Here is a 26,407-nt window from a genome sequence, read left to right on the forward strand (position 1 = left end):
ATCTTACCAAATAGGTAACTTCCTACATTGGAAGCGAGCCAAAACCCTTGCTGCGCAGGGCATCCGCGATTTCATGCAGAATTGCCGGATCATCGATCGTCGCAGGCATTTTCCATGGTTCGCCGTCCGCGATCTTCTGCATTGTGCCGCGCAGGATCTTGCCGGAGCGGGTCTTCGGCAACCGTTCGACGGCGATCGCCGTCTTGAATGCGGCCACCGGACCGATCTGGTCGCGAATCAGTTTGACGACTTCAGCTTCGATCGTCGCCTTCTCCCTTGTCACGTTCTTCTTGAGCACGAGGAAGCCGCACGGCACCTGTCCCTTGACCGGGTCTGCGATACCGACGACAGCGCATTCCGCGACGTCCGGATGCCTTGCGCAGACCTCTTCCATCGCTCCCGTCGACAGCCTATGGCCTGCACAGTTGATGATGTCGTCTGTGCGCGACATGATGAAGAGGTAGCCGTCGTCATCGACATAACCGGCATCCGCTGTCTTATAGTATTCCGGAAACTCCTCGAGATAAGTCGAGCGAAAACGCTCGTCGGCATTCCAGAGTGTTGGCAGGCAGCCCGGCGGCAAGGGCAGCTTGGCGACGATGTTGCCGAGCGTGCCGGGCGGGACCTGATGTCCGCCATCATCAAGCACTTGGATATCATAGCCGGGCATCGGCACCGATGGCGAGCCGTGCTTTACCGGCAGCTTATCAAGCCCAAGTGGATTGGCGGCAATCGGCCAACCGCTTTCCGTCTGCCACCAATGATCGATGACAGGCACAGCAAGCATCTTCTCCGCCCATTTGAGAGTTTCGGGATCGGCCCGCTCGCCCGCAAGAAAGAGTGCTCGAAAATGCGGTTTCGAATAGCGATGCACAAACTCACCGTCGGCATCTTCCCGGCGAATTGCACGAAAGGCGGTTGGCGCGGTGAAGAGAACGCGCACATCGTATTCGCAAACCACGCGCCAGAAAGCACCGGCATCCGGCGTGCCGACGGGTTTGCCTTCGAAGATCACAGTGGTCACGCCCGCAAGCAGCGGCGCATAGACGATATAGGAATGACCGACGACCCAGCCGATATCGGACGCGGTCCAGAAAACTTCGCCGGGTTTCATTCCGTAGATGTTTGCCATTGACCAGTGCAGCGCAACCATATGCCCGCCATTGTCACGGACGACGCCCTTCGGCTGACCGGTGGTTCCGGATGTATAGAGGATATAAAGCGGGTCGGTTGCTTTGACGGCGACACAGGAAATGTTCTTGCCGCGGTGAAGCGCTACGGTTTCTCGGAAATCATGATCCCGGCCCGGCATAAGTTCGGCCGTCAGTTGCGGCCTTTGTAGAATAAGGCAATGGGCCGGCTTTGATTTCGCAGCAGCGATGGCCTGATCGACAAGCGGTTTATAAGCAACGACACGGCCGGGCTCCAATCCGCAACTGGCAGTGACCACAAGCTTTGCACCGGAATCATCGATGCGGGCTGCAAGTTCGTTGGCTGCAAACCCTCCAAAAACGACGGAATGGACGGCACCGATGCGAGCGCAGGCAAGCATGGAGAAAATGGCTTCCGGCACCATCGGCATGTAGATGATGACACGATCACCTTTGCCGACGCCGAATGCTTGAAGGGTCGCCGCGATCGCCTGCACTTCGGCGAGCACTTCGTCATATGTGAAACGCGCCTTGGCGCCGCTCATGGCGCTGTCGAAGATAACCGCTGTTTCGGTGGCGCGGCCTGCCGATACATGACGGTCCAGGCAATTGTAACAGGTGTTGGTCTCACCGTCCGCGAACCAGCGGCCATAAACGCCCTCTGATGGCGAGAAGATCTGCTGCGGTTCCGTGAACCAGTCGATTGCTTTTGAAGCTTCGCGCCAGAATGCTTCCGGATCGCTCCTCCAGCTCGCATAAACCTGATGATAGCTGCTCTGCATTTGCTCCTCCCCAGGACATGCAAACCGTGTAGCCAATCTAGGACAGGGGAGGCTGGACCGGAAGCCCGACGAAAGCAGAACGACTAACGCGCGCCGAAAATAGCAGATCCGACTCGCACGCTCGTCGCACCGAGGGCCACGGCCGTTTCGTAGTCCCCGGACATGCCCATGGAGAGTTTTTCCACCCCGCATCTTCCTGCGATCTTAGCCAGCAGCGCAAAATGCGGACCGGGATTTTCCTCGGCTGGCGGAATGCACATCAGGCCTTCGATCGAAAGACCGAGCTCATTCCGGCAGAAATCGACAAACGCGGGTGTATCGGCGGGAGCAATACCGGCCTTTTGCGGCTCCAGCCCCGTGTTGACCTGGACGTAAAGTCGAAGGCTCTTCCCTTGCCGTTTCATTTCCCCGGCGATCGCGCGGGCAATCTTTTCACGATCGACAGTCTCTATGACATCAAAGAGGGCAACGGCATCCGCCGTCTTGTTCGATTGCAGCGGCCCGATGAGATGCAACTCGATGCCGGCCGTTTCAGCCTTGAGTTCGGGCCATTTGCCTTGGCTTTCCTGGACGCGGTTCTCGCCAAAAATGCGCTGACCAGCCGCAATCGCGGGACGGATGGCTTCCGCATCGAAGGTCTTTGACACGGCAACGAGTTGAGCCGATCCGGCAGGACGCCCGGACTGACGCTCCGCTGCCGCAATGCGCGAGCGAACATCGTTCAACCGCTCTTGAAGTTCCATTGTCTTATCCCGACATGACCGATGGCATGCACTAACCGCGGGTGACCTTTTTGCCAAGAGCCTGCGCCCAAAAAGCACTCTGGCTGCGAGGGATCTGGTGCTTGCAGTGCCCCGCAAAACTTGACGGTACGACGGTTTCATGGTGAAGGTCACCACCAACCTCCCCTGATTTTTCGGAAATTCGAATACCATGACTACCGAACGTTATAATCCGCGCGATGCCGAGCCTCGCTGGCAGCAAAAATGGAACGAGGCGAAGGTCTTTGAGACCGACAACGCCGATCCGCGCGATAAATACTATGTACTTGAAATGTTTCCCTATCCTTCGGGCCGCATTCACATGGGCCATGTGCGCAACTATGCGATGGGTGACGTCGTGGCCCGTTACAAACGGGCCCGGGGCTTCAACGTTCTGCACCCGATGGGCTGGGATGCCTTCGGTATGCCGGCGGAGAACGCTGCCATGGAGCGCGGCGTTCACCCGGCATCCTGGACTTACCAGAATATCGACTCGATGAAATCGCAGTTGAAGGCCATGGGGCTTTCGCTCGACTGGACCCGGGAATTTGCCACCTGCGACGTGGAATACTACCAGCACCAGCAGCATCTTTTCCTGGATTTCCTGGAGAAGGGCCTGGTCTACCGAAAGCAGTCGAAGGTCAATTGGGATCCGGTCGACAACACCGTTCTTGCCAACGAACAGGTCATAGACGGCCGTGGCTGGCGTTCGGGTGCACTGGTCGAGCAGCGGGAGCTCACGCAGTGGTTCTTCAAGATAACCGATTTCAGCCAGGATCTGCTTGACGCTCTGGACACGCTTGACCAGTGGCCGGAGAAAGTTCGACTGATGCAGAAGAACTGGATCGGCCGCTCCGAGGGTCTTTTGATCCGTTGGGAGATCGTGCCGCAAACGGCGCCTGCCGGTGAAACCGAGGTGACAGTTTATACCACTCGTCCGGACACGCTCTTCGGAGCTTCGTTCCTTGCAATCTCTGCCGACCATCCGTTGGCAAAGGACGCTGCAGCGAAAAGTCCGGCTATCGAAGCCTTCTGCGAGGAATGCCGCCGGGCCGGCACGTCGCTGGCAGCCCTTGAGACGGCCGAGAAGAAAGGCATGGATACCGGTATCCGCGTCAAGCATCCGTTTGATTCGTCTTGGGAACTTCCGGTCTATGTCGCAAATTTCGTGCTGATGGATTATGGCACGGGCGCTATTTTCGGCTGCCCGTCCGGCGATCAGCGTGACCTTGATTTCGCGCGCAAATATGGTCTGCCCGTTGTCCCCGTCGTCATGCCAAAGGACGGAGATGCTGCAACCTTCACGATCGGCGATACCGCCTACGATGGCGACGGCATGATGATCAACTCCCGCTTCCTCGACGGCAAAACGGCAGACGAAGCCTTCAACCTCGTCGCCGACCGCCTGTCGAGCACGATGCTCGGCAACGTGCCGCAGGGTGAACGCAAGGTAAATTTCCGTTTGCGCGACTGGGGCATTTCGCGGCAGCGGTATTGGGGTTGCCCGATCCCGGTCATTCATTGCGATGACTGCGGGGTGGTGCCCGTCCCGAAAAGAGACCTTCCCGTGAAACTCCCGGCAGATGTTACCTTCGACCAGCCGGGCAACCCGCTCGACCGCCACCCGACCTGGCGGCATGTCGCTTGCCCAACCTGCGGCAAGGACGCGCGGCGCGAAACGGACACGATGGACACCTTCGTCGATTCGAGCTGGTACTACACCCGCTTTACAGCGCCGTGGGAAGGTGTGCCGACAGATCCGGCTGCCGCAAACCGCTGGCTACCCGTCGATCAATATATCGGCGGTGTCGAACACGCTATTCTGCATCTGCTCTACTCGCGTTTCTTCACCCGCGCGATGCGCGAGACCGGTCATGTCGACATCAAGGAACCATTTAGAGGTCTCTTTACCCAGGGCATGGTCGTCCATGAGACGTACAGCCGCGGTGCCGGCATGAACCGCGAATGGGTGGCGCCTGCCGACATCCGTATCGAAGAGATCGAGGGCAAACGCCGCGCTTTCCTGCTGGAGGGCGGAGACGAAGTCTCGATCGGATCAATCGAGAAGATGTCAAAGTCCAAGAAGAACGTCGTCGATCCGGATGATATCATCGCTTCCTACGGCGCTGACACGGCGCGGTTTTTTGTTCTCTCCGATTCACCGCCAGATCGTGACGTGATCTGGTCGGAAGCAGGTGTCGAAGGGGCGCATCGCTTCACACAGCGCCTCTGGCGTTTGATTTCCGAGGCCTCCGAAGTCCTGGTCACCGTATCGCCGAATCCGGCTAAGGATGGCGAGGGGCTTTCGATTTCCCAAGCTGCGCACAAGACTTTGAAGGCTGTACAGAACGACTATGACAAGCTTTGGTTCAATAAGGCGGTCGCGCGCATCTATGAACTCGTGAATGCCTTGTCTGGCCCGTTGGCGAAAGTAGCGACAGGCGGAGGTGACGTCGCCTATCGCGGTGCCGTTCGAAACGCAGCGGAAATCTTGGTTCAACTCGTTGCGCCCATGACGCCGCATCTTGCCGAAGAATGCTGGGCAGCACTTGGCAACAGCGAGATGCTCGCACGCACCCCTTGGCCTGCCTATGACGAAGCTCTGGTCGTGGAGAACGACATCGTATTGCCGATCCAGATCAACGGTAAGAAGCGCGCCGAATTGACAATTTCTCGAGACGCAGATCAGAATGCCGTAACGCAGGCGGTCTTGAAACTCGACGCCGTCATCAGCGCGATGAACGGTCAGGCGCCGAAGAAAATTATTGTGGTTCCGCAAAGGATTGTGAACATTGTCGTTTGATATCGCTCCCAGGCTCGCACGCGGCGCCGCAATCACCGCCGTCCTTGCGTTCGCAGCCTTACTTTCCGCCTGCCAGGTTCGTCCACTTTACTCGGAAACGTCGGGAGTTGCCGGCAAGCTCGCTTCCGTTGGCTTTTCGGATGCAACGACTCGTGTCGAACAGGAGGTTCGCAACCGCCTGATCTTCCTTGCGACGCACGGCGCAGGCGAGCCTGTCAAGCCGGCCTACGAAGTTGAGCTGCATGTGCGGTCCGATGTAGTCGACGCGCTTCTCACCGAGACCTCCGATGAGTCGCGTGCCGGTCGCGTGACCGTCAGCGTTGATTACACACTGCAGGCGACAGCGGATGGCCAGGTCATCAAGTCGGGTAACCGTTATGTCACCGCGCTTGTCGATTTCCCGACCCAGCAGTTTGCCAAGCAACGCGCGATCCGTGATGCTGAGAACCGTGCAGCGCGCCAGGCTGCCGAGCTCGTAGGCCTCGATATCGCCGGAGCGCTCGGCCGCTGAGGAAAAGAACGTGGCGGAAATAAAATCTCACGAGTTTGAAGGCTTTCTTCAACGTTCGGTTTCCGCCTACCGCATGTTCGTCATCTATGGACCGGATCGCGGTCTGGTTTCCGAGAGAGCTGGGCAAATAGCCGGGAAAACCGGCGTTGCGCTGGATGATGCTTTTTCGCTTATCAAACTCGACATCGGCGACCTACAGAAGCACCCTGGGCGCCTGCAGGATGAGGCAGACGCTATCGGGCTATTCGGAGGTGAAAAACTCCTTTGGATTCGTGGCGCGGCAAATGAAAAATACCTGGTCGATGCCCTCGGCGAGCTTTCTCAAAAGTCGCTCGACGCAACGTCCATCATCGTCGAAGCCGGAGATCTGAAGAAGGGCTCCCTTCTTCGCAAGCTTGCCGAAGGCACACGTAGCATCGTTGCGATTCCCTGTTATCCAGATGATGCACGCGCCTTGAATGCTTTGATCGACAATGAGTTGGCGTCAGAAGGCCTGCGCATCACGCCTGTCGCACGGCAAGCTTTAGTCGAACTGATCGGCGGTGATCGCATCGCCTCACGCAATGAGGTCAGAAAGCTCGCCCTCTACTGCCGCGGCATGGAGATGATCGAAGAGCATCATGTGAGCGAGATTATTGGCGATGCCAGTGCTATTTCGGTCGATGACGCCGTGGACGCTATATTAAGCGGAAACACCGGCAATTTCCTGCATTCCATGCGGAAGATCTCGGCATCGAAGACGGCTGTCTTCCTCGTCATCCAAGCCTGCCTGAAACAGTTCCAACTTCTCGACGCGATGCGCGCAGAAATGGAGGAAAAGCGGCTTCAGACAGCTCAGGTCATGCAGACGCACGGCCGCCATCTGCATTTCCGGCGCAAACCCATCATCGAACAGGCGCTACGCACCTGGAATGCTGACGCCATTCGCCGTGAGACAAACAGGCTGCAATCGGCGATCTTGCAGACAAGAAGGCGTCAGAGCCTAGAGGACAGCATTGCATTGCAGACATTGCTCTCTACAACTCTTCAAAGCAGGCGGAAGGGCTAGGCTTACCGCCGCTCAAGGAGCCGGCAGATTTCTTCAAGCTGCTCCAACGACTTGTAGGCAATGCGGATCTGGCCGCCGCCGGACTTGTGATTTATGGTGACATCGAGGCCCAGCGTATCGGAGAGCGTGCGCTCAAGTGCCAACGTATCGGAATCTTTCTGATCGCGTGGGGCAGACGGACGCTGTGGCTCGGATTGGGCCTTGATATCGTTCTGCGCAAGCTTTTCGGCGTCTCGGACGGACATTCCCTTCGAGACGATCGTGCGGGCGAGGGCCGTCGGATCGGATGTTGAAACCAGTGCACGTGCATGCCCCGCCGACAGACTGCCGGCTGCAAGAAAATCGCGGACAGGCTCGGGAAGCTTAAGCAGGCGCAGAGAATTTGCGACATGGCTTCGGCTCTTGCCGATGATCTCACCAAGATCATTTTGAGTGTAGCCGTATTCCGCGATAAGCTGCTCGTAACCCAACGCCTCTTCGAGGGGATTGAGGTCTGATCGTTGGACATTCTCGACAATGGCAATCTCGAGCGCCGTCTTGTCATCGACATCGCGGATGATCACCGGAATTTCGACAAGGCCCGCGAGCTGGGCTGCTCGCCATCTTCTTTCGCCGGCTATTATTTCATATCGGTTCGTTGCAATCGTACGAACAACGATCGGCTGGACGATGCCATGCTGACGAATAGAGCTGGCGAGATCGTGGAGTTCGCTATCATCAAAAAAACGACGCGGATTGCGCGGATTCCTGCTGACAAATTCGATCGGAATGAGACGGTCTGCACTTACGCTGCTCTTTTCGCCGTCGACCGGCACCGGCTGATCCATTTCGCCGATCAGCGCAGCAAGTCCGCGGCCTAAACGTCTCTTCGATACATCGTCATTCATTTGCGGTACTCACTAAATCTTAAGCGGCGAGACGCTGGCGCTCGCGCTGGATGACCTCCGAGGCCAGCTGCAGATATGCCTGGCTACCGGCGCATTTCAAGTCGTAAAGGATCGCAGGCTTGCCATAGGAGGGTGCTTCGGAAACACGGACATTGCGCGGGATGAGCGTATGGTAAACTTTCTCCCCAAGGTGCATCCGAACATCGCTCACTACCTGCTGGGCGAGATTGTTTCGCGCATCGAACATCGTCAACACGATACCCTGAATATCCAAACGCGGATTTACCGTTCGCCGCACTTGATCAACCGTCTCCAGGAGCTGACTTAATCCCTCCAATGCAAAGAACTCGCATTGTAACGGGACCAAAACGGAATGCGCCGCAGCCATCGCGTTCATCGTCAAAAGATTGAAAGAGGGTGGGCAATCCAGCAAAATGTAAGTAAATTCAAATGCTTGCTGAGTCGTAAGCGCCTTGCGCAGCTTGAAAACCCGATCACTCTGCTGCGCGATCTCCATTTCGACACCAAGCAAATCCATTGTCGATGGTACGATGGAAAGATTTGGCACAGCGGTCGGCATAGCCGCCTCAGTCACCCCGGCCTCGCCAATAAGGAGATCATAAGATGAGAGCTTGCGGTCTTTCCGGTCAATCCCGAGGCCAGTGCTCGCGTTACCCTGAGGATCCAAATCGACGATCAAAACTCGTTCGCCGATAGCAGCCAAGGCAGTTGCCAGGTTAATGGCAGTTGTCGTCTTTCCAACGCCGCCTTTTTGGTTCGCTATTGTAATAATCCGGTTCCGTTCAATGGCCATGGCCGCATCATCCGAACTGTTAAACCAAGCGTTGGAGATTGAAAATCTCAAGTATGACCGAATCTCGCTCGACAACGCTTCGATGTTCTAGCAGATCAAAACGCCACCGACCACGTGCCTTGGCAATTTCAACGCCGTAATCCCGGCCTTTATGGAAGTATGCACGCGTATTTTTGTTGCGAAGCATCCAAGGTTCCGCAAAGTCGCATAGTTTGTCGAGATCGGCGAGGGCGCGGGCGGATATAGCATCGCAGGAGGCGACAACAGCCGGTCCATCCTCAATGCGGATCGAATGCACAGAACCGCGTGCCCCTGTTTCCCGAAGGGCCAGCCTGAGGAAAGACGCTTTCTTGTTGTTGCTCTCAAGAAGGTGAACCCACCCATCGGCAAGCTCGGCCAAGAGGATGGCGGTGATCACGCCGGGAAATCCGCCGCCGCTGCCCATATCCACCCACCGCTTCGGGCCGGGAGCTAATTGAAAGATTTGGGCGCTGTCGGCGACGTGTCTTTGCCACGCGTCATTCAACGTTGAGGGAGCGACTAGGTTGATGGATTTAGACCACTTGCTAAAGAGAGCAACAAAATGCTCCAGTCTATCTTGTGTTTCACGTGAAACACTTTGACCGTTCAATTCCATGAAAGACTCTCAAAAAGTGTTAGGCAACCGACCGCCGCGCAGCCTCTGTTCTTCGCAAATGAACGAGCAGGAGAGAGATGGCCGCCGGCGTCATGCCATCTATCTTTGCGGCTTGAGCGACGTTGAACGGGCGCTGATTGCCAAGCTTCTGCTTGAGCTCGTTCGAAAGGCCAGGCAGCATCGAATAGTCGAAACCCTCTGGGATGAGTCGATTTTCGTCGCGTTGGACATCGACAATGTCTGAGGACTGCCGGCGCATATAAACGGCATATGATGCTTCAATCTCTATGGCCTCTGCGATCGGCTTGCTAAACGCCCGAAGTTCGGGCCATACATTTGACAGCAGAGCCATGTCGAAATCGGGATACGCGAGTAACTCATAGGCAGAGCGCCTCTGCCCATCCAGATTAATCTTCAACCCATACTCGCGGGCCTCATTTGGCGTAATGTGTAATGCCTTAAGCTGTTCTCGCGCACCGTCAAGAGCACATTCATATTCGCGGAATTTGGCACGACGAGCCTCTCCCAAACAGCCGATCTCATCCGCAATTGGAGTAAGCCGCATATCGGCATTGTCCGCACGCAGAGAAAGGCGGTATTCCGCACGCGAGGTGAACATGCGATAAGGCTCGGCGACACCCCTCGACGTCAGATCGTCAATCATGACGCCGATGTAAGAATTCGTACGGCTTAGGTAGACCGGCGTTTGGCCGCCTGCGCGGCGTGCCGCATTAAGGCCCGCCACGAGACCTTGGGCCGCTGCCTCCTCGTAGCCTGTCGTTCCGTTGATCTGGCCGGCAAGATAGAGCCCCGGCATCCTCTTTACTTCAAGAGAAGGTGTCAGCTCGCGCGGATCGACATGATCATATTCGATTGCATAGCCAGGCTGGATGATGGAAGCCTTCTCAAGGCCTGGTATGGTCCGGATAAAGGCATCCTGCACCTCTGCCGGCAGCGACGTCGAAATACCATTCGGGTAGACAGTGTCATCGTCCAAGCCTTCCGGCTCAAGGAAGATTTGATGCCCATCCCGCTCGCCGAACTTCACGATCTTATCTTCGATCGAGGGGCAATAGCGCGGTCCAACGCCCTCGATCTGCCCGGAATACATTGCCGAGCGATGCAGGTTATCCTGAATGAGTTTATGTGTGGCAGTCGTTGTGCGGGTTACCCCACATTCAATCTGAGGATTCGTAATTGCGCCGGTCATGAATGAGAACGGTGTTACCTCGTCATCCGCGCCCTGTCGGCCAACCGATGCCCAATCGATGGTTTTCCCGTCAAGGCGCGCTGGCGTACCTGTCTTAAGACGGCCGAGCCGAAGCCCCAGGCGCGATAGTGTTCCAGATAAACCAAGAGACGGATCTTCACCGACACGGCCCGCCGGAATCTTCTTATCCCCGATATGAATAAGCCCGCGCAGGAAGGTTCCCGTCGTAAGAACCACAGCGCCAGAATTCAGAATCCGGCTATCTTTCATTGTGACGCCGGTGACGCTACCCTCTGATATATCAAGATCAAAGGCATCGCCTTCGATAACGTCAATATTATCAATAGCTTCTATTGCCGCCTGCATGGCGGTTCGATAGAGCTTCCGATCGGCTTGGGTCCGCGGGCCGCGGACCGCCGGGCCTTTCTTGCGATTGAGCATGCGAAACTGGATGCCGGCAGCATCGGCCACACGACCCATGAGGCCGTCCAGCGCATCCACCTCCCGCACGAGGTGACCCTTGCCAAGGCCACCAATCGCCGGGTTGCAGGACATGACCCCGATCGTGTCTCGCCGATGCGTCACCAGAGCTGTACGAGCACCTAGGCGAGCCGCTGCGCTGGCCGCTTCGCAACCTGCATGACCACCTCCGATTACGATGACGTCGTATTGATAGATGGTCATTTCGCCTTCTCACACGCTTTCAGATGTTTCACGTGAATCATTTTCCGATGCAAAACTCGGAAAAGATTATATCGAGTAAATTGTCGACGTCGACGCGTCCCGTAATTCTGCCCAGGGCGTTCCCCGCGATGCGAAGATTCTCGGCTCTAATGTCAAGTCCCGCTGACGGGTCGGCCAACGCTGCCCCGATCGCCTCCAGACATTCCATAAGCGAATCCCTTTGCCGCCTGCGGCTTGGGATCGCCAGGCTATGGCTGCTGACTTGCCGCTCCAGTCGCTCGGCGATGGCGGCGCGAAGAGCGAACAATCCCACATCCGTGACAGCAGATATCGTCAGGTCATAGGCGAACGGACCAGTCGCCGCGGATATATCGGCCTTTGTCCCAACCCGCAAGACTTCCGTATTCGTGATCGGCGAAAGCTCGTTCCTGCCTTGGGTCATATCCTCGAGATAGAGCACAAGATTCGCCTCAGAGATGATCCGCTCGGCCCGCCGTACGCCCTCGCGTTCAACGAACTCATCTGTATCGCGCAAACCAGCCGTGTCATAAAGCTTTACGAGGAAACCATTGATATCGAGATCGACGTGAAGAACATCACGCGTCGTTCCCGCTATATTCGTGACAATAGCAACCTCTCGCTGCGCAAGCGCGTTCATCAAGGTCGACTTTCCGGCATTTGGCGCGCCTGCAATGACGACTTTGAAACCATCGCGAATGATCTCGCCCGCCTGCGCATGCGCGAGGTGGTTCTCTACCTCGGCATGCAGTTGAGCGATATCATCCCACACCAGAGCTGAAACCGAACCGGGCACGTCATCTTCATCGGCAAAGTCGAGTTCAGCTTCAATCAGAGCACGAGCTCGCGTCAATCGTTCCGCCCACGAATCGTATAGCTCGGATAGTTTGCCCTGGCTATGCTCGACCGCCAGGCGCCTTTGCATCTCCGTCTCTGCGGCAATCAGATCCGCCAGACCCTCAATCTCGACGAGGTCAAGTTTGCCGTTTTCAAACGCCCGCCGCGAGAACTCACCCTCCGCAGCCATCCGCACGCCCTCAATCGCCTCTAGTTCCTCAAAGAGGGCATGAATGACGGCTCGACTCCCATGAAGCTGAAGCTCGGCGCAGTCTTCGCCTGTAAAAGAATCTGGCGATGGAAAGAAGAGTGCCAACCCACTGTCTATAACCAAACCGTTACGGGAACGAATCGTTCGCAGAGACGCCCTGCGTGGCGGTGGGGTGTCGCCGATCAGCAGTCGCAAGGCATCGCGCGTCTTCACACCACTGAGGCGGACAACCGCAACGCCGGAAGGAACAGTTCCACTCGATAGCGCATAAATGGTTTCGTTCGACATCCCCGACCACTCTGGCCACGCTCGGATTCCTCATAAGCGAAAGCCGGCCATCGCGAAACGGCCGGCTTTATTTCAGGAATCCGGCTATCTGTTATGTATTCATAGAGTCGAAGAAGTCTGGATTGCTCTTCGTCTGCTTCAGCTTGTCGATGAGAAACTCGATAGCGTCGGTTGTTCCCATCGGAGCAAGAATACGTCGAAGCACGAAGATCTTCTGCAGATCCTGGCGCGGAACAAGCAGATCCTCCTTACGCGTGCCGGACTTCAGAATATCCATCGCCGGGAAGATGCGCTTATCGGCCACCTTACGGTCGAGAACGATTTCCGAGTTACCGGTTCCCTTGAATTCTTCGAAGATCACTTCATCCATGCGGCTGCCGGTATCAATGAGCGCCGTGGCGATAATCGTCAGAGAGCCGCCTTCTTCGATGTTACGGGCAGCGCCGAAGAAGCGCTTCGGCCGTTGTAGGGCGTTGGCATCAACACCACCAGTCAGAACCTTGCCGGAGGACGGCACAACGGTGTTATAGGCGCGGCCAAGGCGCGTGATCGAATCGAGCAGGATGACGACATCACGGCCGTGCTCGACGAGCCGCTTCGCCTTCTCGATCACCATCTCAGCGACCTGCACGTGACGGACCGCCGGCTCGTCGAAGGTTGAAGAAATGACTTCGCCGCGCACTGAACGCTGCATGTCCGTCACTTCCTCCGGCCGCTCGTCAATCAGCAGAACGATAAGGTAGCATTCCGGATGATTTGCGGTGATCGAATGTGCGATATTCTGTAGAAGAACAGTCTTACCGGTCCTGGGCGGAGCGACGATGAGGCCACGCTGGCCCTTACCGAGCGGCGCGACAAGGTCGATGACACGCGCAGACAGATCCTTCGATGTCGGAACATCGAGCTCCATCTTGAAACGTTCATTGGGATAAAGCGGCGTGAGGTTATCAAAGTGGACCTTATGGCGGATCTTTTCCGGATCTTCGAAATTGATCGTGTTCACCTTGAGCAGGGCGAAATAGCGCTCGCCTTCCTTGGGACCACGAATCGGTCCCTCGACCGTATCGCCGGTTTTCAGCGAGAAGCGGCGGATCTGCGATGGAGAGATGTAAATATCGTCTGGACCCGGGAGGTAGTTGGCGTTTGCCGAACGCAGGAAGCCGAAACCATCTTGCAGAACTTCCACGACGCCTTCGCCGATGATCTCTACATCCTGGCTCGCGAGAACCTTCAGGATTGCAAACATCAATTCCTGTTTGCGCATGGTGCTTGCATTTTCGACCTCGAGCGATTCGGCGAACGCCAGAAGATCGGTCGGGGATTTGCTCTTAAGTTCCTGAAGCTTCATTTCAGCCATGAAGTGACCATTACTCTGTATTTCGAAGGGGGGAAGGCTATGTTGCGTCGTTTCGGTGTTGCGAAAGGGCTCGCAGACGACTGAACTCAAAACACATGCCACGAAGATGAGATGCGCGGAAAATAGCGACTAAGCTGAGATGCCGCAAGGGGGCTGTTTAAAATGAAGTAAATTTAAGCGGCGCCCCTTCAAAACGGCTTAACGACAACCAGGATGACGATGAGAATCATGAGTAGCGTCGGTGCCTCATTCATAAATCTCCAATATCGCGCCGTGCGCCGGTTTTCATCCCGTGCGAAAGCATCAACCGCGCGACTGAAGAACAAGTGAACGGCCGTCAAGAGCACGACGAGGGCGATCTTGGCATGAAGCCACGCACCCTGAAAACCGTAGACAGACCAAGCTAGATACAGACCGAAAACCCAGGTCAGCATCATCGCCGGGTTCATGACGATCTTCAGCAGGCGCCGTTCCATAACCTTGAAGGTTTCCGACTGTACGGAACCTGGCTCCGCGTCGGTATGGTAGATGAAGAGCCTCGGCATATAGAACAGCCCGGCCATCCAGGAGATGACCGCAATGATGTGCAGTGCCTTGATCCAAAGGTAGAGGTTGGCTGGGTTCCATGCAAACAGCCCGACGGCAAGCAGCGCAAAAAAGGCGAGGGCGAAATGTGCCCGTCGCCGCGCATAGCTTCCTGTTCGCTCATCCGTCTGCTTTTCCATCATTCAATTCCCGCCACGGCGAACGCGTTTGACAAGCAGACGGACATTTTCCGGATCGGCCTGCGGCGTAATTCCGTGGCCGAGGTTGAAGATCAACGGTCCGCCGCCAAGGTGCATCATGATGTCGTCGATACCCTCCTCAAGCGCGCGCCCACCGGCGACGACGCGCATGGGATCGAGATTGCCTTGGACCGGCCCTTCCTTCTGAAGCTCGGCAGCGAATTCAAGTGGAACGGACCAATCAAGCCCAATCGCGTCAGCATCGGTCTTCTGCCTGTAGGTCTTCAGAAGATAACCTGCACCCTTGGCAAAGGCGATGACCCGAGCCTTCGGGCGCTGCGCTTTGACGCGGGCAATGATCCGAGCAACTGGCTTGACGGCAAACGCCTCAAATTCCTTTTCTCCAAGAACGCCTGCCCAGGAATCGAAAATCTGCACTGCATCGGCGCCGGCATCGATCTGCGCTACCAGATACTCGGCAGAGATATCCGCAAGCAGCATAAGCAGTCGTTCAAACGCTTTCGGATGCTGGTAGGCAAAAAGCCTCGCCGGGGCCTGATCAGGCGTGCCGTGCCCTGCGATCATGTAAGTCGCCACCGTCCAGGGCGCACCGCAAAAGCCGAGAAGTGTCGTCTCTTCCGGGAGTTCCGTGCGCAACCGGCGCACTGTCTCGAACACCGGCTTCAGATAGTCGATAACACCATCAGCAGCCAGACGTGAAATTCCAGCCTCGTCGATCGGGTCCATTTCCGGACCATGGCCTTCCGTGAAACGCACATTGCGCTTCATGGCATCCGGAATGACGAGAATATCAGAGAAGAGGATCGCCGCATCGAAGCCGTAGCGGCGGATGGGCTGCAGTGTCACTTCGACAGCGTGCTCCGGGGAATAACAGAGGTCGAGGAAGCTTCCTGCCTTTGCACGCGTTTCTCTATACTCCGGCAGATAACGGCCTGCCTGTCTCATAAGCCAGATCGGAGGAGGGGAGAGAGTTTCACCGTCGAGAACTCTCATGATTTTCCGGCGCGTTTCGCTCAAGCGCTTCGTCCCTTTAAGAATCTAAAGATATTTTAAAAGGTTTCTATTTCTTAGAGTCGGTGTCTATCAAGGATTAAAATCCATCCACTGCTGATACAATTTGTTGCGCGCATCAAAGATATCAGGACAATATCGATCGCATTCCATCGTAGATTTTGGAGAAGTTCGAATCTAAAAATGATTCCAGAAACTTGCCTCGAAGGGTGAGGCGGCGTTGTCTGTGGATATCCTGTGTATTTCAGATGAGTTCTTTAGCGCCGATCACAAAATCCACAGACTGCCCTTTGGTGCTCTCCAGAAAATCCGAAATGTGGATAAGGGGTCACGTTTTCCCTTGCCTCAAGCCATGCCGGTCCCTTAGCTCTCTATCATCCAGTCTTTTCAACAGGCAGCGGAAAATAGCGTGGAGAACCGCACGAACTTCTTCCATCTGCATCTGATTTCTGACTCGACCGGTGAGACTCTGATCTCAGCCGGTCGTGCCGCGTCCGCCCAGTTCAAATCCGCTCAGCCGGTAGAACATGTCTATCCGTTGATACGGAATCGTAAGCAGCTGTTTGCTGTTCTCGATGCGATCGACAACGAGCCGGGCATCGTCCTCTACACGGTCGTCGATCGGGAACTCGCGGGGCTGATCGATGAGAGATGTGTGGAAATGGGCGTCGCCTCGGTCAATGTGCTTGAGCCCGTGATGGCCGCTTTCCAGCTTTATCTCGGTGCTCCGTTGCGGCGTCGCGTCGGTGCCCAGCACGTGATGAATGCCGGGTATTTTGCGCGTATCGAGGCGCTCAATTTCACCATGGATCACGACGATGGGCAGATGCCCGAGGATTACAACGACGCCGACGTCGTCGTCATCGGCATCAGCAGGACATCGAAAACACCGACGAGTATCTATCTCGCCAACCGCGGCATCAAGACAGCGAACATTCCGATCGTCTACGATGTGCCCTTGCCGGAAGCGCTTCTCACTGCAACGAGGCCGCTGATCGTCTGTCTCATCGCAACGACGGATCGGATATCGCAGGTGCGTGAAAACCGGGTGCTTGGTGCGACGCCTGGCTTCGACCGTAGCCAATATACGGATCGAGCAGCGATCTCCGAAGAACTAAAATATGCCCGGTCTCTTTGCGCGCGCCATAATTGGCCGTTGATCGATGTGACCCGTCGTTCCATCGAAGAGACGGCGGCCGCAATCGTTGCCCTGCGCCCCAAGCTGCGCTAAGCGCTGACATTATCAATCTTGAGCTAGGAGACGCATGACATCGAAACTGATTCTCGCCTCGTCCAGTCCATTCCGGCGGATGCTGCTTGCGAACGCCGGTCTGGAGTTTGAAGCGCATGCGGCAAAGATCGACGAGCGGGCGATCGAAGCACCGCTCGAAAGAGAGGGCGCATCTCCAGACACTGTCGCCTCGGTGCTTGCTAGGGCCAAGGCAGAGGAGGTGAGCAGCCGGTTTCCGGATTCTCTCGTCATCGGCTCGGATCAGACCATGTCGCTTCGTGATCACGTGTTTCACAAGCCGCACGACATGGCTGACGCCGCCAATCATCTGAGAGTACTTTCGGGGCAAACACATCGTCTGAACAGTGCGATCGCCATCATCGGAAATGGTGCGCTTCTATGGGAGCACGTGTCACACGCGTCGCTGACGATGCGCGTTCTGTCGGCGGATTTCATATCGCGCCATCTGGCAAGAGTTGGCGACAAGGCGCTCGGCAGCGTTGGCGCCTATCAGCTGGAAGGCGAGGGAATTCAACTTTTCGACCGGATCGACGGCGACTACTTCACGATCCTTGGCCTGCCAATGTTGCCACTGCTTCAGAAACTAAGGGAATTGGGCGCGATCGATGGATGATTCACGTGAAACATTCGGCCCGAATGCTTTCGTTACCGGCTTCCCGGTGCGGCACTCACGCTCGCCCTTGATCCACGGATACTGGCTGAAAAAGCTTGGACTTCGCGGTAGCTACCGCCCATACGAGGTTGCTCCCGCCGATTTTGCGGCATTCATGGGATCGCTCAAGGATCAAAGCTCCCAATTTATCGGCGGCAATGTCACCATCCCACACAAGGAGATGGCCTGTCGGCTCGCCGACAGGCCGGACGAACTCTCCCAGGAACTCGGTGCTTCCAACACGTTATGGCTGGCGGAAGGAAAACTCCATTCGACCAATACCGACGGGCAGGGATTTACCGCGAACCTGGACGCGCGCCACCCTGGTTGGGATAAACATGACACCGTAGTAATACTCGGGGCAGGTGGGGCGAGCCGCGCGGTCATACAGGCAGTGCGCGACCGCGGCTTTCGGGAGATTCATGTCGTCAACCGAACCGCTGCGCGCGCGCAGGAACTTGCCGATCGCTTCGGTGAGAAAGTCTATGCACATCCAATGGGAGCACTCGCGGAGGTCATGAAAGGAGCGGGGCTTTTCGTCAATACGACATCGCTCGGCATGGACGGCGAAACGGCACCGGCAATCGATTTCCTGCCACTCGACGAAAATGCGGTCGTCACCGATATCGTCTATGTGCCGCTGAAGACACCTTTGTTGAAACAAGCCGAGGAACAAGGTTTTGTGATCGTGGACGGACTCGGTATGCTGCTTCACCAGGCAGTGCCGGGCTTTGAGAAATGGTTCGGCAAGCGCCCGGTCGTGGATGACGAGCTTCGTGCGCTCATCGTCGCAGATATGGAAAAGCACTGATGATCCGGATCGGTCTCACGGGTTCCATAGGCATGGGAAAATCAACTGCGGCAAAGCTCTTTGCCGAAGCCGGTATTCCCGTCAACGATTCCGACGCTGTGGTGCATGAGCTGTATGCCGGAGAGGCGGCGCCGCTGGTCGAAGCTGAATTCCCTGGCACAGTGAAATATGGCGCTGTCGACCGGCAGGAACTTGGCCGCCAACTTTCGCGCAGACCAGATGGCTTCAAGGCGCTGGAGGCGATCGTGCATCCGTTGGTTCGCAAGCGCGAAGCCGAATTCGTAAAATGCGAGCAAGCGCGAGGATCGGAGATAATCCTGCTCGATATCCCGCTGCTTTTCGAAACGGGTGCCGAGACCCGAGTCGACATAATCGTCGTCGTGAGCTGCGATCCACAGATTCAGCGCGACCGGGTGCTTGCGCGTCCGAACATGACAGAGGAAAAATTCAGTATGATTCGCTCGCGGCAAACCCCGGACGCCGAAAAGCGGGCGCGTGCCGACTATGTCATCGATACGGGGCACGCCATCGAAATCACGCGGGCGAGGGTAAGCGAAATCATCGCGGATCTGAATGCGCGGATCGCGAAAGGAGATTTTCGGAATGCGTGAAATCATATTCGATACGGAAACCACCGGCCTCGACAGCCGCATCGATCGCATCATCGAAATCGGCGGCATCGAGCTGCTGAACCATTTCCCGACCGGCCGCACAATCCATATCTACATCAATCCCGGCAGTCAAAAAGTCCATCCCGATGCTCTGGCCGTTCACGGCATTACCGACGAGTTTCTGAAGGAAAAGAGGCCATTTGCCGAAGTCGTTGAAGAGATCATCGACTTCTTCGGCGACGCAAAGTGGATCGCACACAACGCAACCTTCGACATGGGATTTGTCAATGCAGAGCTTGCTCGCCTTGGCATGCCGCCGATCTTGCCGGAGAGGGTGGTCGATACGCTATCACTCGCACGGCGCAAACATCCTATGGGACCGAATTCGCTCGATGCCCTCTGCCGCCGCTATGGTATAGACAACTCGCACCGCACAAAACACGGTGCACTTCTCGACTCGGAACTGCTTGCCGAGGTCTATATCGAAATGATCGGCGGGCGTCAGACCGCTCTTGGTTTGAGTGTTGCGGCTGCAACCGGGTCAGGCGACGCCGAGATTATTCTGGAAGAGGCCGTCGACATCGTTTTGAAGCGGCCCCGCCCCCTCGCGCCACGCCTCAGCGAAGCAGAAGCTCAGGCTCACGACGCATTGATTGCTGCGCTCGGCAGCAAAGGCATCTGGGCCAAATACGATCGTCTAAATTAAAAAATGCCCGGGCTTTCACCCGGGCACTGCAGTCTAATCAGGTACTTCGAACTCAGTTTGTCTGCACCTTTGCGCGCGTCTGCTCTTCAGCGACGCGCTGCGCAAACATCTGTGCGAAGTCGATCGGGTCGATCATCAACGGCGGGAAGCCGCCATTGCGCGTAACATCAGCAATGATCTGGCGGGCAAACGGGAAGAGCATGCGCGGGCATTCAATAAAGAGAACCGGAAGCATGTGTTCCTGCGGGAAGCCGGCAACGCGGAAGACACCACCATAGACGAGTTCGGCATGAAAGACTGTCTTGTCGCCATCCTTGGCCTCGGCGTTGAGCGACAGCACAACGTCGAAATCGCTATCCGAAAGCGGATTGGCATTGACGTTGACGCTGATATTGATCGCCGGAGCCTTGTCGCGCGCCTGAAGCGAACGCGGCGCGCCGGGATTTTCGAAGGAAAGATCCTTCGTGTACTGAGCGAGAATTGTGAGGCTCGGGCTTGTCGAGCCGCTGCCGTTGTTTTCATCAGCCATTGGATTTTCCTCGAGGGGCATTGAATGGTGCCGCCATCTAACATTTCGGGAAAAGGCTTACAACCCTAGGCGAACCCGTCTCTACTCGCCAAGCCGCTTGCCGGACCAAGGAGAATCTTTGTTCGGCTCGCGGCGGTAGTCGTCCTCATCAAGATCGACGACTTTTGAGTCCGGCTTGGATCGGTTGCCGGATTCGGATGATTGCGATGCCGCAAAGCCCTTCTTCGTTCCAACGATAACGAATCGCTTGCGGATGTAGTTCCAGGCAAGGTCACGAATGGCGGGGATGAAAAGCAGGATGGCGATGACATCCGAAATAAATCCCGGAACCATGAGAAGCAGCGACGCAATGACGAGCATGGCCGGCCGCAAAAGGTCCCGGCCCGGCATTACGCCGGTTCGCCCCTCGGCAGACATACGCTGCAGAATGCCGATTCCCTGGCGGCGAAGCAGAGCCATGCCGATTGCAAAACTCAGCACGACGAGGCCAAGGGTCGCCAGCAGGCCGATAGCGCGCCCGACGATCACGAAGCCCGCTATCTCGGCCAGCGGCAACAAAAGAACAAAACCTGGAAGCATTGCAAGTCGCATCGTCTCTCCAACCGGCGTTTGCCGGGCCTCGATCGCAATCGCGAGATTGCGGCTATTTGAATCATCTGTATATGCGGCCTATATGGGAGTACAAATCATGGATGTTAACGGCGGCTGCGGGACGATATGAGTTCAAACGACTTCATCACTTTGTTTTTCCTTGTGGCTGCGGTGCTGATTTTTTTTCAGCTCCGCAGTGTTCTCGGGCGCCGCACGGGAAATGAGAAGCCGCCGCGCGATCTTTTCACGCCGCGCGATGCCGCCGGTCCTGAGCATTCCGATGCCGGCAAGGTCGTAACGCTACCCCGCCGTGATACGCCCGCAGAAGAGGAAGATCGCTTCGCGGCGATCGACGCTTTCGCGCCTGCCGGCACGCCGCTCAATGAATCTCTGCGCGCACTCAGTAAGGTCGATCCGTCCTTTGAGCCAAAGGAATTCCTGAACGGCGCGAAAATGGCCTACGAAATGATCGTCATGGCGTATGCCGACGGCGACAGAAAAACGTTGAAGAATCTTTTGTCCCGCGAGGTTTATGAAGGTTTTGACGCGGCGATCGCGGATCGCGAGGCCAAGGGCGAGAAGGTGAAATCCACCTTCGTCGGCATCGATAAGGCGGACATCACTCAGGCGGAAGCCAGAGGCAGCGAGGCACAGATTACGGTCCGTATCGCCAGCCAGCTGATCTCCGCGACCTATGACAAGGCCGACAAGCTGATAGAGGGCGATGCCGAGAACGTAGCTGAGGTCAATGACATCTGGACCTTCGCTCGTGATACGCGCTCGCGCGACCCCAATTGGAAGCTCGTGGCAACCGAATCGGAAACATGAGTGACAATAAAGCGGACTTCGTTCTGCAAGCTGTCGATTTCGATGAACTCAAAGGCTGGAGGGATGATGATCCCTCCAGCCTTTTTGAAGTCATGGAAACCTGCCGCCGCCAAATTGCCGGCAGGAAACCTTACCGTACCGGATCGCTGGGCCTGAGCGCCGATGATCTTTTGCCTTTGCTACAAGCCGCCCGAAATGCGAAACCCGCCTCGGCTTCCGAGGCGCGATCCTTCTTTGAACAGAATTGTCGGGCGTTTCTCATCAGAAGAGGCGACGGCCGGCGGGGTTTCGTTACGGCCTTTTACGAGCCGGAGATCGCCGTTTCCGGCAAACCTGGTTCCACCTATCGCTTCCCCTTCTACAGACGGCCTGACGATCTGATCGAGCTGGACAATAGCAACCGCCCCGCAGGCCTCGATTCATCTTATGCCTTCGGCCGCCTCGAGGATGGAGAGATAAGCGGCTATCCCGACCGACAGGCGATCGACCAAGGCTTTCTCGACGGCCGAGGCCTTGAAATCGCTTGGGCCAAATCCAAGGTCGATGTTTTCTTCGTGCATGTGCAAGGTGCGGCACGTCTGCGCTATCCGGATGGACGGACGGCACGGATCACATATGCGGCAAAGGCCGGACATACTTTCTCTGCCATTGGCAAGCTCTTGGTCGATCGCGGTGAAATCGATCGTGCGAATATCTCCATGCAGTCGATCCGCGCGTGGCTCGCAGCGCATCCAGAACAGGTCGATGAGGTTCTCTGGCACAATCGATCTTATATTTTCTTTCGCGAGGCGCCGGTTGCCGATTCCGAAGCTGGACCGGTTGCAGCAGCGAAAGTGCCGTTGCTGGCCGGACGATCACTTGCGGTCGACCGCCTGATACATACCTTCGGCTTTCCCTTCTTCATCCGCTCTGAAAGCCTGACACACCTTGATAAGGGGAGGCCGTTCCAGCGTTTGATGCTTGCCTTGGACACTGGCTCCGCGATCGTTGGTCCTGCGCGTGGCGATATTTTTACGGGTTCCGGCGATGAAGCGGGCGAACTGGCGGGTACGGTGCGCAACGACGCAGACTTTGCCATCTTGATTCCGAACGCTGCGGCTGGAAGGTTCGGCTGATGACGAGGGACCGCAAGCTCAGCACGGACGAGCGAATTCTGTGGGGCAAAGTTGCGCGCAGCACGCGACCGCTTGCCGGAAAAAAAGGCGAGCTCACCGAACTTGATGCCTTTCTGGCGAAAGCCGAAACCGAGGTTGGGGATGCCGAGCAGAAATCGTCTGCCGAAATGGAAGCGCAAGCCGCAATCCCCCGCCCAGCAGCGAAGCAGCCTTCCAGCACCCATCATCCGCTGGAGCGGCCAGTCAAACGTAAGATCGCCAAAGGCAGGCTGGCACTGGAGGCGCGTATCGATCTCCACGGCCTGGTGCAAAGCGAAGCGCATGTCATGCTTCTCGATTTCCTCATCCGCGCGCATGAGCGCGGCATGCGGCATGTGCTGGTGATCACCGGCAAGGGCAGTTCGATGGGAAGCGAAGGCGCATTGAAACGGGCCGTTCCGTTTTGGTTTTCGAAGCCGGAGTTCCGCTATTTGATTTCGTCTTACGAAGCGGCTGCGCAGCACCACGGCGGCGAGGGGGCGCTTTATATCCGGCTCTCCCGGCGGCAGGGGGACAGGTCATGACGCCGTTCGGTGAAGCGGTTCGAAAGCTTCGGGTCCGCAAGGGCGTATCGCAGAAGCAGATGGCAGCGGCGCTCAATGTCTCGCCCGCCTATCTCTCCGCACTCGAACACGGAAAGCGCGGCATGCCGACCTTCGACCTGCTTCAGCGGATCGCCGGCTATTTCAACATCATCTGGGATGAAGCCGAAGAACTCTTCCTGCTCGCCCGCGCATCGGACCCGCGCGTAGTGATCGATACCTCGGGTCTGCCCCCCGAATATACGGCGTTTACCAATCGTTTGGCGGCCCGGATTCGCGACCTTGACAGGGCAGCTTTGGCCGAGCTAGCGGCTATGCTTGAAAATCTCGGCAAAGCTGACGGAAAAGCGTCATAATCCCCTGCTTTATGCCCGATTAGCAGGCTCTACCATTGGGAATGGTGCTCAAAAACCTTATATTCCGGAATGAAAAAGGCTGGTGATTCGCGACGCGAATTCAGGCGCTTACAACAGGGAAATTCAAAGACAGTATGACCGATACACCAGCGACGGAAAACGGCGTTAATACCGAATATGGCGCGGATTCCATCAAGGTCCTCAAGGGCCTTGATGCCGTGCGCAAGCGCCCCGGCATGTATATCGGTGATACCGACGACGGTTCCGGCCTGCATCACATGGTTTATGAAGTCGTCGATAATGCGATCGACGAGGCGCTGGCTGGCCACGCCGACATCGTCACCGTCGCGCTCAACCCCGACGGCTCAGTTACGGTGACCGACAACGGCCGTGGTATTCCGACGGACATACACACCGGCGAAGGCGTTTCCGCAGCCGAAGTCATCATGACGCAGCTTCATGCCGGCGGTAAATTCGATCAGAATTCCTACAAGGTTTCCGGCGGCCTGCATGGCGTCGGTGTTTCGGTAGTTAACGCCCTTTCCGTCTGGCTGAAACTGAAAATCCGCCGCCAGGGCAAGATCTATGAAATGAGCTTCACACATGGCGTCGCTGATGCGCCGCTCAAGGTGACAGGTGACGCGGGTAGCGATACGGGCACGGAAGTCAGCTTTATGCCGAGCACCGGAACCTTCACGATGACGGATTTCGACTATGGCACGCTGGAGCACCGCCTGCGCGAGCTTGCTTTCCTGAATTCCGGTGTTCGCATCTTGCTGACTGACAAGCGCCATTCCGACATCAGGCAAGAAGAGATGCTTTACGACGGCGGCCTTGAGGCCTTCGTCTCCTATCTCGATCGTGCCAAGAAACCGCTGGTCGATAAGCCTGTCTCTATCCGCGGCGAAAAGGATGGAATTACCGTCGAAGTCGCGATGTGGTGGAACGACAGCTACCACGAGAATGTCCTGTGTTTCACTAACAACATTCCACAACGCGACGGCGGCACGCACATGGCCGGCTTTCGCGCCGCGCTGACGCGCCAAGTTGTCTCCTATGCCGATAGCTCCGGCATTACCAAGAGGGAGAAAGTTACACTTCAGGGCGAAGACTGCCGCGAGGGCCTGACGGCTGTCCTTTCGGTGAAGGTGCCGGATCCGAAGTTCTCGTCGCAGACGAAAGACAAGCTGGTGTCCTCGGAAGTTCGTCCGGTCGTCGAAAGCCTGGTCAATGAAGCGCTCGGCACGTGGTTTGAAGAGCACCCGAGTGAAGCCAAGGTGCTCGTCAGCAAGGTCGTTGAAGCCGCCGCCGCCCGCGAAGCGGCTCGTAAGGCCCGTGAACTGACGCGTCGCAAGGGTGCGCTCGATATCGCCTCGTTGCCCGGCAAGCTCGCCGATTGCTCCGAGCGCGATCCGGCAAAGTCGGAAGTATTCCTCGTTGAGGGTGACTCTGCGGGTGGCTCTGCGAAGCAAGGCCGTTCCCGTGAAAATCAAGCAATCCTGCCTTTGCGAGGCAAGATCCTCAATGTCGAGCGGGCCCGCTTCGATAAAATGCTGTCGAGCCAGGAAATAGGCACGCTGATCACGGCACTCGGCACCGGCATTGGCAAGGATGAGTTCAACGCCGATAAGCTTCGCTACCACAAGATCATCATCATGACGGATGCCGATGTCGATGGCGCCCACATTCGTACGCTGTTGCTGACATTCTTCTTCCGTCAGATGCCGGAGCTGATCGAGCGCGGTCACCTCTATATCGCCCAGCCGCCGCTCTATAAGGTTTCTCGCGGTAAGTCCGTTCAGTACGTGAAGGACGAAAAGGCGCTGGAGGATTATCTGATCGGTCAGGGCCTCGAGGAGGCGGCGCTGAAGCTCGGAAGCGGCGAAGTCCGTACGGGCCAGGATCTCCGTGAAGTCATTCTCGATGCATTGCGCTTGCGCGCGTTGCTCGAAAACCTGCATTCTCGCTACAACCGCGCTGTCGTTGAGCAGGCGGCAATCGCCGGGGCCATGAACGCGGAAGCAGTCAGCGATCGCGCAAGGGCCGAACGGCTTGCAGATGATGTTGCCAAGCGTCTCGATATCATCGCCGAGGAAACCGAGCGCGGCTGGGAAGGCGACCTGACCAGCGAAGGCGGGTTGCGGCTGGAGCGAATGGTGCGCGGCGTCAAGGAAGCCGTCGTGCTCGACATGGCGCTCATCGGCTCGCAGGACGCGCGTCACATCGATCAGCTCTCGTTGCGCCTCAAAGAAATCTACCAGACCCCGCCGGCGCTTTCGCGCCGCGACGGGGACACCGAGATTTCCGGTCCGCGCGCTCTGCTCGATGCAATTTTTGCCAGCGGCCGCAAGGGACTGACGATGCAGCGCTACAAGGGCCTTGGCGAAATGAATGCCGAACAGCTCTGGGAGACGACGCTCGACCCGAACGCCCGTTCGCTGCTACAGGTCAAGGTCAACGACGCGACGGATGCCGATGGCCTGTTCGCCCGGCTGATGGGCGACGAAGTCGAGCCGCGCCGCGAATTCATTCAAGATAACGCGCTCAGCGTTGCAAATCTTGATATCTAATTGATTTCTCGTGCAAAAAGGCACGCTCACTGGAGCGCCTTTTTGTTTC

The 26,407-nt window shown here is 56.9% G+C and carries 25 protein-coding genes; 13 read left to right on the forward strand and 12 right to left on the reverse strand.

Translation table 11 applies throughout. The annotated features are described in order from the left end of the window. Nucleotides 1-22 precede the first annotated feature (22 nt). Complete coding sequence (locus BN1800_RS11120) at nucleotides 23-1,933, reverse strand: propionyl-CoA synthetase (protein ID WP_086997392.1); 1,911 nt, start codon at nucleotides 1,931-1,933, stop codon at nucleotides 23-25. A gap of 83 nt (nucleotides 1,934-2,016) precedes the next feature. Then, nucleotides 2,017-2,676, reverse strand: coding sequence for a YggS family pyridoxal phosphate-dependent enzyme (locus BN1800_RS11125; RefSeq protein WP_027512254.1), 660 nt, complete (start codon nucleotides 2,674-2,676; stop codon nucleotides 2,017-2,019). 190 nt (nucleotides 2,677-2,866) lie between these two features. On the opposite strand from BN1800_RS11125, the gene leuS reads away from it, so the two are divergent. The 3 genes from leuS to holA are packed head-to-tail and all read left to right on the forward strand — an operon-like array spanning nucleotide 2,867 to nucleotide 7,056. Next, complete coding sequence (gene leuS, locus BN1800_RS11130; protein ID WP_086997395.1) at nucleotides 2,867-5,497, forward strand: leucine--tRNA ligase; 2,631 nt, start codon at nucleotides 2,867-2,869, stop codon at nucleotides 5,495-5,497. Then, nucleotides 5,487-6,008, forward strand: coding sequence for an LPS assembly lipoprotein LptE (lptE, locus tag BN1800_RS11135; RefSeq protein WP_086997398.1), 522 nt, complete (start codon nucleotides 5,487-5,489; stop codon nucleotides 6,006-6,008). The genes leuS and lptE overlap by 11 nt, the downstream gene beginning before the upstream one ends. A 10-nt stretch (nucleotides 6,009-6,018) precedes the next feature. After that, on the forward strand, nucleotides 6,019-7,056 hold the full coding sequence (gene holA / locus BN1800_RS11140; protein WP_086997401.1) for a DNA polymerase III subunit delta: 1,038 nt from the start codon (nucleotides 6,019-6,021) through the stop codon (nucleotides 7,054-7,056). Between the two features lie 2 nt (nucleotides 7,057-7,058). Here the strand turns inward: holA and BN1800_RS11145 are convergent, their stop codons facing one another. The 8 genes from BN1800_RS11145 to hemE all read right to left on the reverse strand — a co-directional run bounded on the left by BN1800_RS11145 (nucleotide 7,059) and on the right by hemE (nucleotide 15,762). Further along, nucleotides 7,059-7,943, reverse strand: coding sequence for a ParB/RepB/Spo0J family partition protein (locus tag BN1800_RS11145; protein WP_086997404.1), 885 nt, complete (start codon nucleotides 7,941-7,943; stop codon nucleotides 7,059-7,061). A 19-nt stretch (nucleotides 7,944-7,962) separates the two neighbouring features. Then, nucleotides 7,963-8,757 carry a ParA family protein gene (locus BN1800_RS11150; protein WP_086997407.1) on the reverse strand — a complete coding sequence of 265 codons (795 nt, stop codon included), beginning with the start codon at nucleotides 8,755-8,757 and terminating at the stop codon, nucleotides 7,963-7,965. Between the two features lie 19 nt (nucleotides 8,758-8,776). Beyond that, the gene (gene rsmG / locus BN1800_RS11155) at nucleotides 8,777-9,394 is read right to left on the reverse strand and encodes a 16S rRNA (guanine(527)-N(7))-methyltransferase RsmG (RefSeq protein ID WP_086997410.1); all 618 of its coding nucleotides are present in this window, start codon (nucleotides 9,392-9,394) and stop codon (nucleotides 8,777-8,779) included. Between the two features lie 19 nt (nucleotides 9,395-9,413). After that, a complete protein-coding gene (gene mnmG, locus BN1800_RS11160) occupies nucleotides 9,414-11,288 on the reverse strand; it encodes a tRNA uridine-5-carboxymethylaminomethyl(34) synthesis enzyme MnmG (protein ID WP_086997413.1) in 1,875 nt (624 codons plus the stop codon). A gap of 37 nt (nucleotides 11,289-11,325) precedes the next feature. Continuing rightward, the gene (mnmE, locus tag BN1800_RS11165) at nucleotides 11,326-12,642 is read right to left on the reverse strand and encodes a tRNA uridine-5-carboxymethylaminomethyl(34) synthesis GTPase MnmE (RefSeq protein WP_086997416.1); all 1,317 of its coding nucleotides are present in this window, start codon (nucleotides 12,640-12,642) and stop codon (nucleotides 11,326-11,328) included. 91 nt (nucleotides 12,643-12,733) lie between these two features. Next, complete coding sequence (gene rho, locus BN1800_RS11170) at nucleotides 12,734-13,999, reverse strand: transcription termination factor Rho (protein ID WP_086997419.1); 1,266 nt, start codon at nucleotides 13,997-13,999, stop codon at nucleotides 12,734-12,736. Between the two features lie 188 nt (nucleotides 14,000-14,187). After that, nucleotides 14,188-14,724: a protoporphyrinogen oxidase HemJ gene (gene hemJ, locus BN1800_RS11175; RefSeq protein ID WP_086997541.1), complete on the reverse strand. Its 537-nt coding sequence runs from the start codon at nucleotides 14,722-14,724 to the stop codon at nucleotides 14,188-14,190. Between the two features lie 3 nt (nucleotides 14,725-14,727). After that, nucleotides 14,728-15,762: a uroporphyrinogen decarboxylase gene (gene hemE, locus BN1800_RS11180; RefSeq protein WP_027512265.1), complete on the reverse strand. Its 1,035-nt coding sequence runs from the start codon at nucleotides 15,760-15,762 to the stop codon at nucleotides 14,728-14,730. A 403-nt stretch (nucleotides 15,763-16,165) separates the two neighbouring features. On the opposite strand from hemE, the gene BN1800_RS11185 reads away from it, so the two are divergent. Genes BN1800_RS11185 through dnaQ form a run of 5 tightly spaced genes read left to right on the forward strand, consistent with a single transcriptional unit; the run spans nucleotide 16,166 to nucleotide 19,788 of the window. Continuing rightward, the gene (locus BN1800_RS11185) at nucleotides 16,166-16,987 is read left to right on the forward strand and encodes a pyruvate, water dikinase regulatory protein (protein WP_086997422.1); all 822 of its coding nucleotides are present in this window, start codon (nucleotides 16,166-16,168) and stop codon (nucleotides 16,985-16,987) included. A gap of 34 nt (nucleotides 16,988-17,021) precedes the next feature. After that, on the forward strand, nucleotides 17,022-17,621 hold the full coding sequence (locus tag BN1800_RS11190) for a Maf-like protein (protein ID WP_086997425.1): 600 nt from the start codon (nucleotides 17,022-17,024) through the stop codon (nucleotides 17,619-17,621). Then, nucleotides 17,614-18,471: a shikimate dehydrogenase gene (locus BN1800_RS11195; RefSeq protein ID WP_086997428.1), complete on the forward strand. Its 858-nt coding sequence runs from the start codon at nucleotides 17,614-17,616 to the stop codon at nucleotides 18,469-18,471. Before BN1800_RS11190 ends, BN1800_RS11195 begins: the two co-directional genes overlap by 8 nt. Beyond that, nucleotides 18,471-19,082 carry a dephospho-CoA kinase gene (gene coaE / locus BN1800_RS11200; protein WP_086997431.1) on the forward strand — a complete coding sequence of 204 codons (612 nt, stop codon included), beginning with the start codon at nucleotides 18,471-18,473 and terminating at the stop codon, nucleotides 19,080-19,082. Before BN1800_RS11195 ends, coaE begins: the two co-directional genes overlap by 1 nt. After that, nucleotides 19,075-19,788, forward strand: coding sequence for a DNA polymerase III subunit epsilon (gene dnaQ, locus BN1800_RS11205; protein WP_086997433.1), 714 nt, complete (start codon nucleotides 19,075-19,077; stop codon nucleotides 19,786-19,788). Before coaE ends, dnaQ begins: the two co-directional genes overlap by 8 nt. Before the next feature lie 52 nt (nucleotides 19,789-19,840). Here dnaQ and secB read toward each other — a convergent pair whose 3' ends face one another. Both secB and BN1800_RS11215 read right to left on the reverse strand, forming a co-directional pair. Further along, nucleotides 19,841-20,317 (reverse strand): protein-export chaperone SecB, encoded by a 477-nt coding sequence (secB, locus tag BN1800_RS11210; protein WP_086997436.1) that lies wholly within the window; start codon nucleotides 20,315-20,317, stop codon nucleotides 19,841-19,843. Between the two features lie 81 nt (nucleotides 20,318-20,398). Then, nucleotides 20,399-20,908: an FxsA family protein gene (locus tag BN1800_RS11215; protein WP_027512272.1), complete on the reverse strand. Its 510-nt coding sequence runs from the start codon at nucleotides 20,906-20,908 to the stop codon at nucleotides 20,399-20,401. A 126-nt stretch (nucleotides 20,909-21,034) separates the two neighbouring features. Between BN1800_RS11215 and BN1800_RS11220 the strand changes: the two genes are divergently transcribed. The 5 genes from BN1800_RS11220 to gyrB all read left to right on the forward strand — a co-directional run bounded on the left by BN1800_RS11220 (nucleotide 21,035) and on the right by gyrB (nucleotide 26,358). Then, nucleotides 21,035-21,736: a Tim44/TimA family putative adaptor protein gene (locus tag BN1800_RS11220; RefSeq protein ID WP_086997438.1), complete on the forward strand. Its 702-nt coding sequence runs from the start codon at nucleotides 21,035-21,037 to the stop codon at nucleotides 21,734-21,736. Continuing rightward, nucleotides 21,733-22,851, forward strand: a complete 1,119-nt coding sequence (gene mltA / locus BN1800_RS11225) for a murein transglycosylase A (RefSeq protein ID WP_086997441.1) — start codon at nucleotides 21,733-21,735, stop codon at nucleotides 22,849-22,851. The genes BN1800_RS11220 and mltA overlap by 4 nt, the downstream gene beginning before the upstream one ends. After that, nucleotides 22,851-23,414, forward strand: a complete 564-nt coding sequence (locus BN1800_RS11230) for a Smr/MutS family protein (protein WP_086997444.1) — start codon at nucleotides 22,851-22,853, stop codon at nucleotides 23,412-23,414. Before mltA ends, BN1800_RS11230 begins: the two co-directional genes overlap by 1 nt. Then, nucleotides 23,411-23,788, forward strand: coding sequence for a helix-turn-helix domain-containing protein (locus tag BN1800_RS11235; RefSeq protein WP_086997447.1), 378 nt, complete (start codon nucleotides 23,411-23,413; stop codon nucleotides 23,786-23,788). Before BN1800_RS11230 ends, BN1800_RS11235 begins: the two co-directional genes overlap by 4 nt. Before the next feature lie 134 nt (nucleotides 23,789-23,922). Then, nucleotides 23,923-26,358: a DNA topoisomerase (ATP-hydrolyzing) subunit B gene (gyrB, locus tag BN1800_RS11240; RefSeq protein WP_086997450.1), complete on the forward strand. Its 2,436-nt coding sequence runs from the start codon at nucleotides 23,923-23,925 to the stop codon at nucleotides 26,356-26,358. The last annotated feature ends 49 nt before the right edge of the window (nucleotides 26,359-26,407 follow it).

The sequence above is a fragment of the Rhizobium sullae genome (assembly GCF_900169785.1).
Lineage (GTDB): Bacteria > Pseudomonadota > Alphaproteobacteria > Rhizobiales > Rhizobiaceae > Rhizobium > Rhizobium sullae.

Excerpts from the sequence above, each read along its gene's own strand:
- BN1800_RS11120 (WP_086997392.1), bottom strand. The coding sequence starts at position 1,933 with ATGCAGAGCAGCTATCATCAGGTTTATGCGAGCTGGAGGAGCGATCCG.
- BN1800_RS11125 (WP_027512254.1), bottom strand. The coding sequence starts at position 2,676 with ATGGAACTTCAAGAGCGGTTGAACGATGTTCGCTCGCGCATTGCGGCA.
- leuS (WP_086997395.1), top strand. The coding sequence starts at position 2,867 with ATGACTACCGAACGTTATAATCCGCGCGATGCCGAGCCTCGCTGGCAG.
- BN1800_RS11145 (WP_086997404.1), bottom strand. The coding sequence starts at position 7,943 with ATGAATGACGATGTATCGAAGAGACGTTTAGGCCGCGGACTTGCTGCG.
- BN1800_RS11150 (WP_086997407.1), bottom strand. The coding sequence starts at position 8,757 with ATGGCCATTGAACGGAACCGGATTATTACAATAGCGAACCAAAAAGGC.
- rsmG (WP_086997410.1), bottom strand. The coding sequence starts at position 9,394 with ATGGAATTGAACGGTCAAAGTGTTTCACGTGAAACACAAGATAGACTG.
- mnmG (WP_086997413.1), bottom strand. The coding sequence starts at position 11,288 with ATGACCATCTATCAATACGACGTCATCGTAATCGGAGGTGGTCATGCA.
- mnmE (WP_086997416.1), bottom strand. The coding sequence starts at position 12,642 with ATGTCGAACGAAACCATTTATGCGCTATCGAGTGGAACTGTTCCTTCC.
- rho (WP_086997419.1), bottom strand. The coding sequence starts at position 13,999 with ATGGCTGAAATGAAGCTTCAGGAACTTAAGAGCAAATCCCCGACCGAT.
- hemJ (WP_086997541.1), bottom strand. The coding sequence starts at position 14,724 with ATGGAAAAGCAGACGGATGAGCGAACAGGAAGCTATGCGCGGCGACGG.
- BN1800_RS11190 (WP_086997425.1), top strand. The coding sequence starts at position 17,022 with ATGACATCGAAACTGATTCTCGCCTCGTCCAGTCCATTCCGGCGGATG.
- BN1800_RS11195 (WP_086997428.1), top strand. The coding sequence starts at position 17,614 with ATGGATGATTCACGTGAAACATTCGGCCCGAATGCTTTCGTTACCGGC.
- coaE (WP_086997431.1), top strand. The coding sequence starts at position 18,471 with ATGATCCGGATCGGTCTCACGGGTTCCATAGGCATGGGAAAATCAACT.
- dnaQ (WP_086997433.1), top strand. The coding sequence starts at position 19,075 with ATGCGTGAAATCATATTCGATACGGAAACCACCGGCCTCGACAGCCGC.
- secB (WP_086997436.1), bottom strand. The coding sequence starts at position 20,317 with ATGGCTGATGAAAACAACGGCAGCGGCTCGACAAGCCCGAGCCTCACA.
- BN1800_RS11215 (WP_027512272.1), bottom strand. The coding sequence starts at position 20,908 with ATGCGACTTGCAATGCTTCCAGGTTTTGTTCTTTTGTTGCCGCTGGCC.
- BN1800_RS11220 (WP_086997438.1), top strand. The coding sequence starts at position 21,035 with ATGAGTTCAAACGACTTCATCACTTTGTTTTTCCTTGTGGCTGCGGTG.
- mltA (WP_086997441.1), top strand. The coding sequence starts at position 21,733 with ATGAGTGACAATAAAGCGGACTTCGTTCTGCAAGCTGTCGATTTCGAT.
- BN1800_RS11230 (WP_086997444.1), top strand. The coding sequence starts at position 22,851 with ATGACGAGGGACCGCAAGCTCAGCACGGACGAGCGAATTCTGTGGGGC.
- BN1800_RS11235 (WP_086997447.1), top strand. The coding sequence starts at position 23,411 with ATGACGCCGTTCGGTGAAGCGGTTCGAAAGCTTCGGGTCCGCAAGGGC.
- gyrB (WP_086997450.1), top strand. The coding sequence starts at position 23,923 with ATGACCGATACACCAGCGACGGAAAACGGCGTTAATACCGAATATGGC.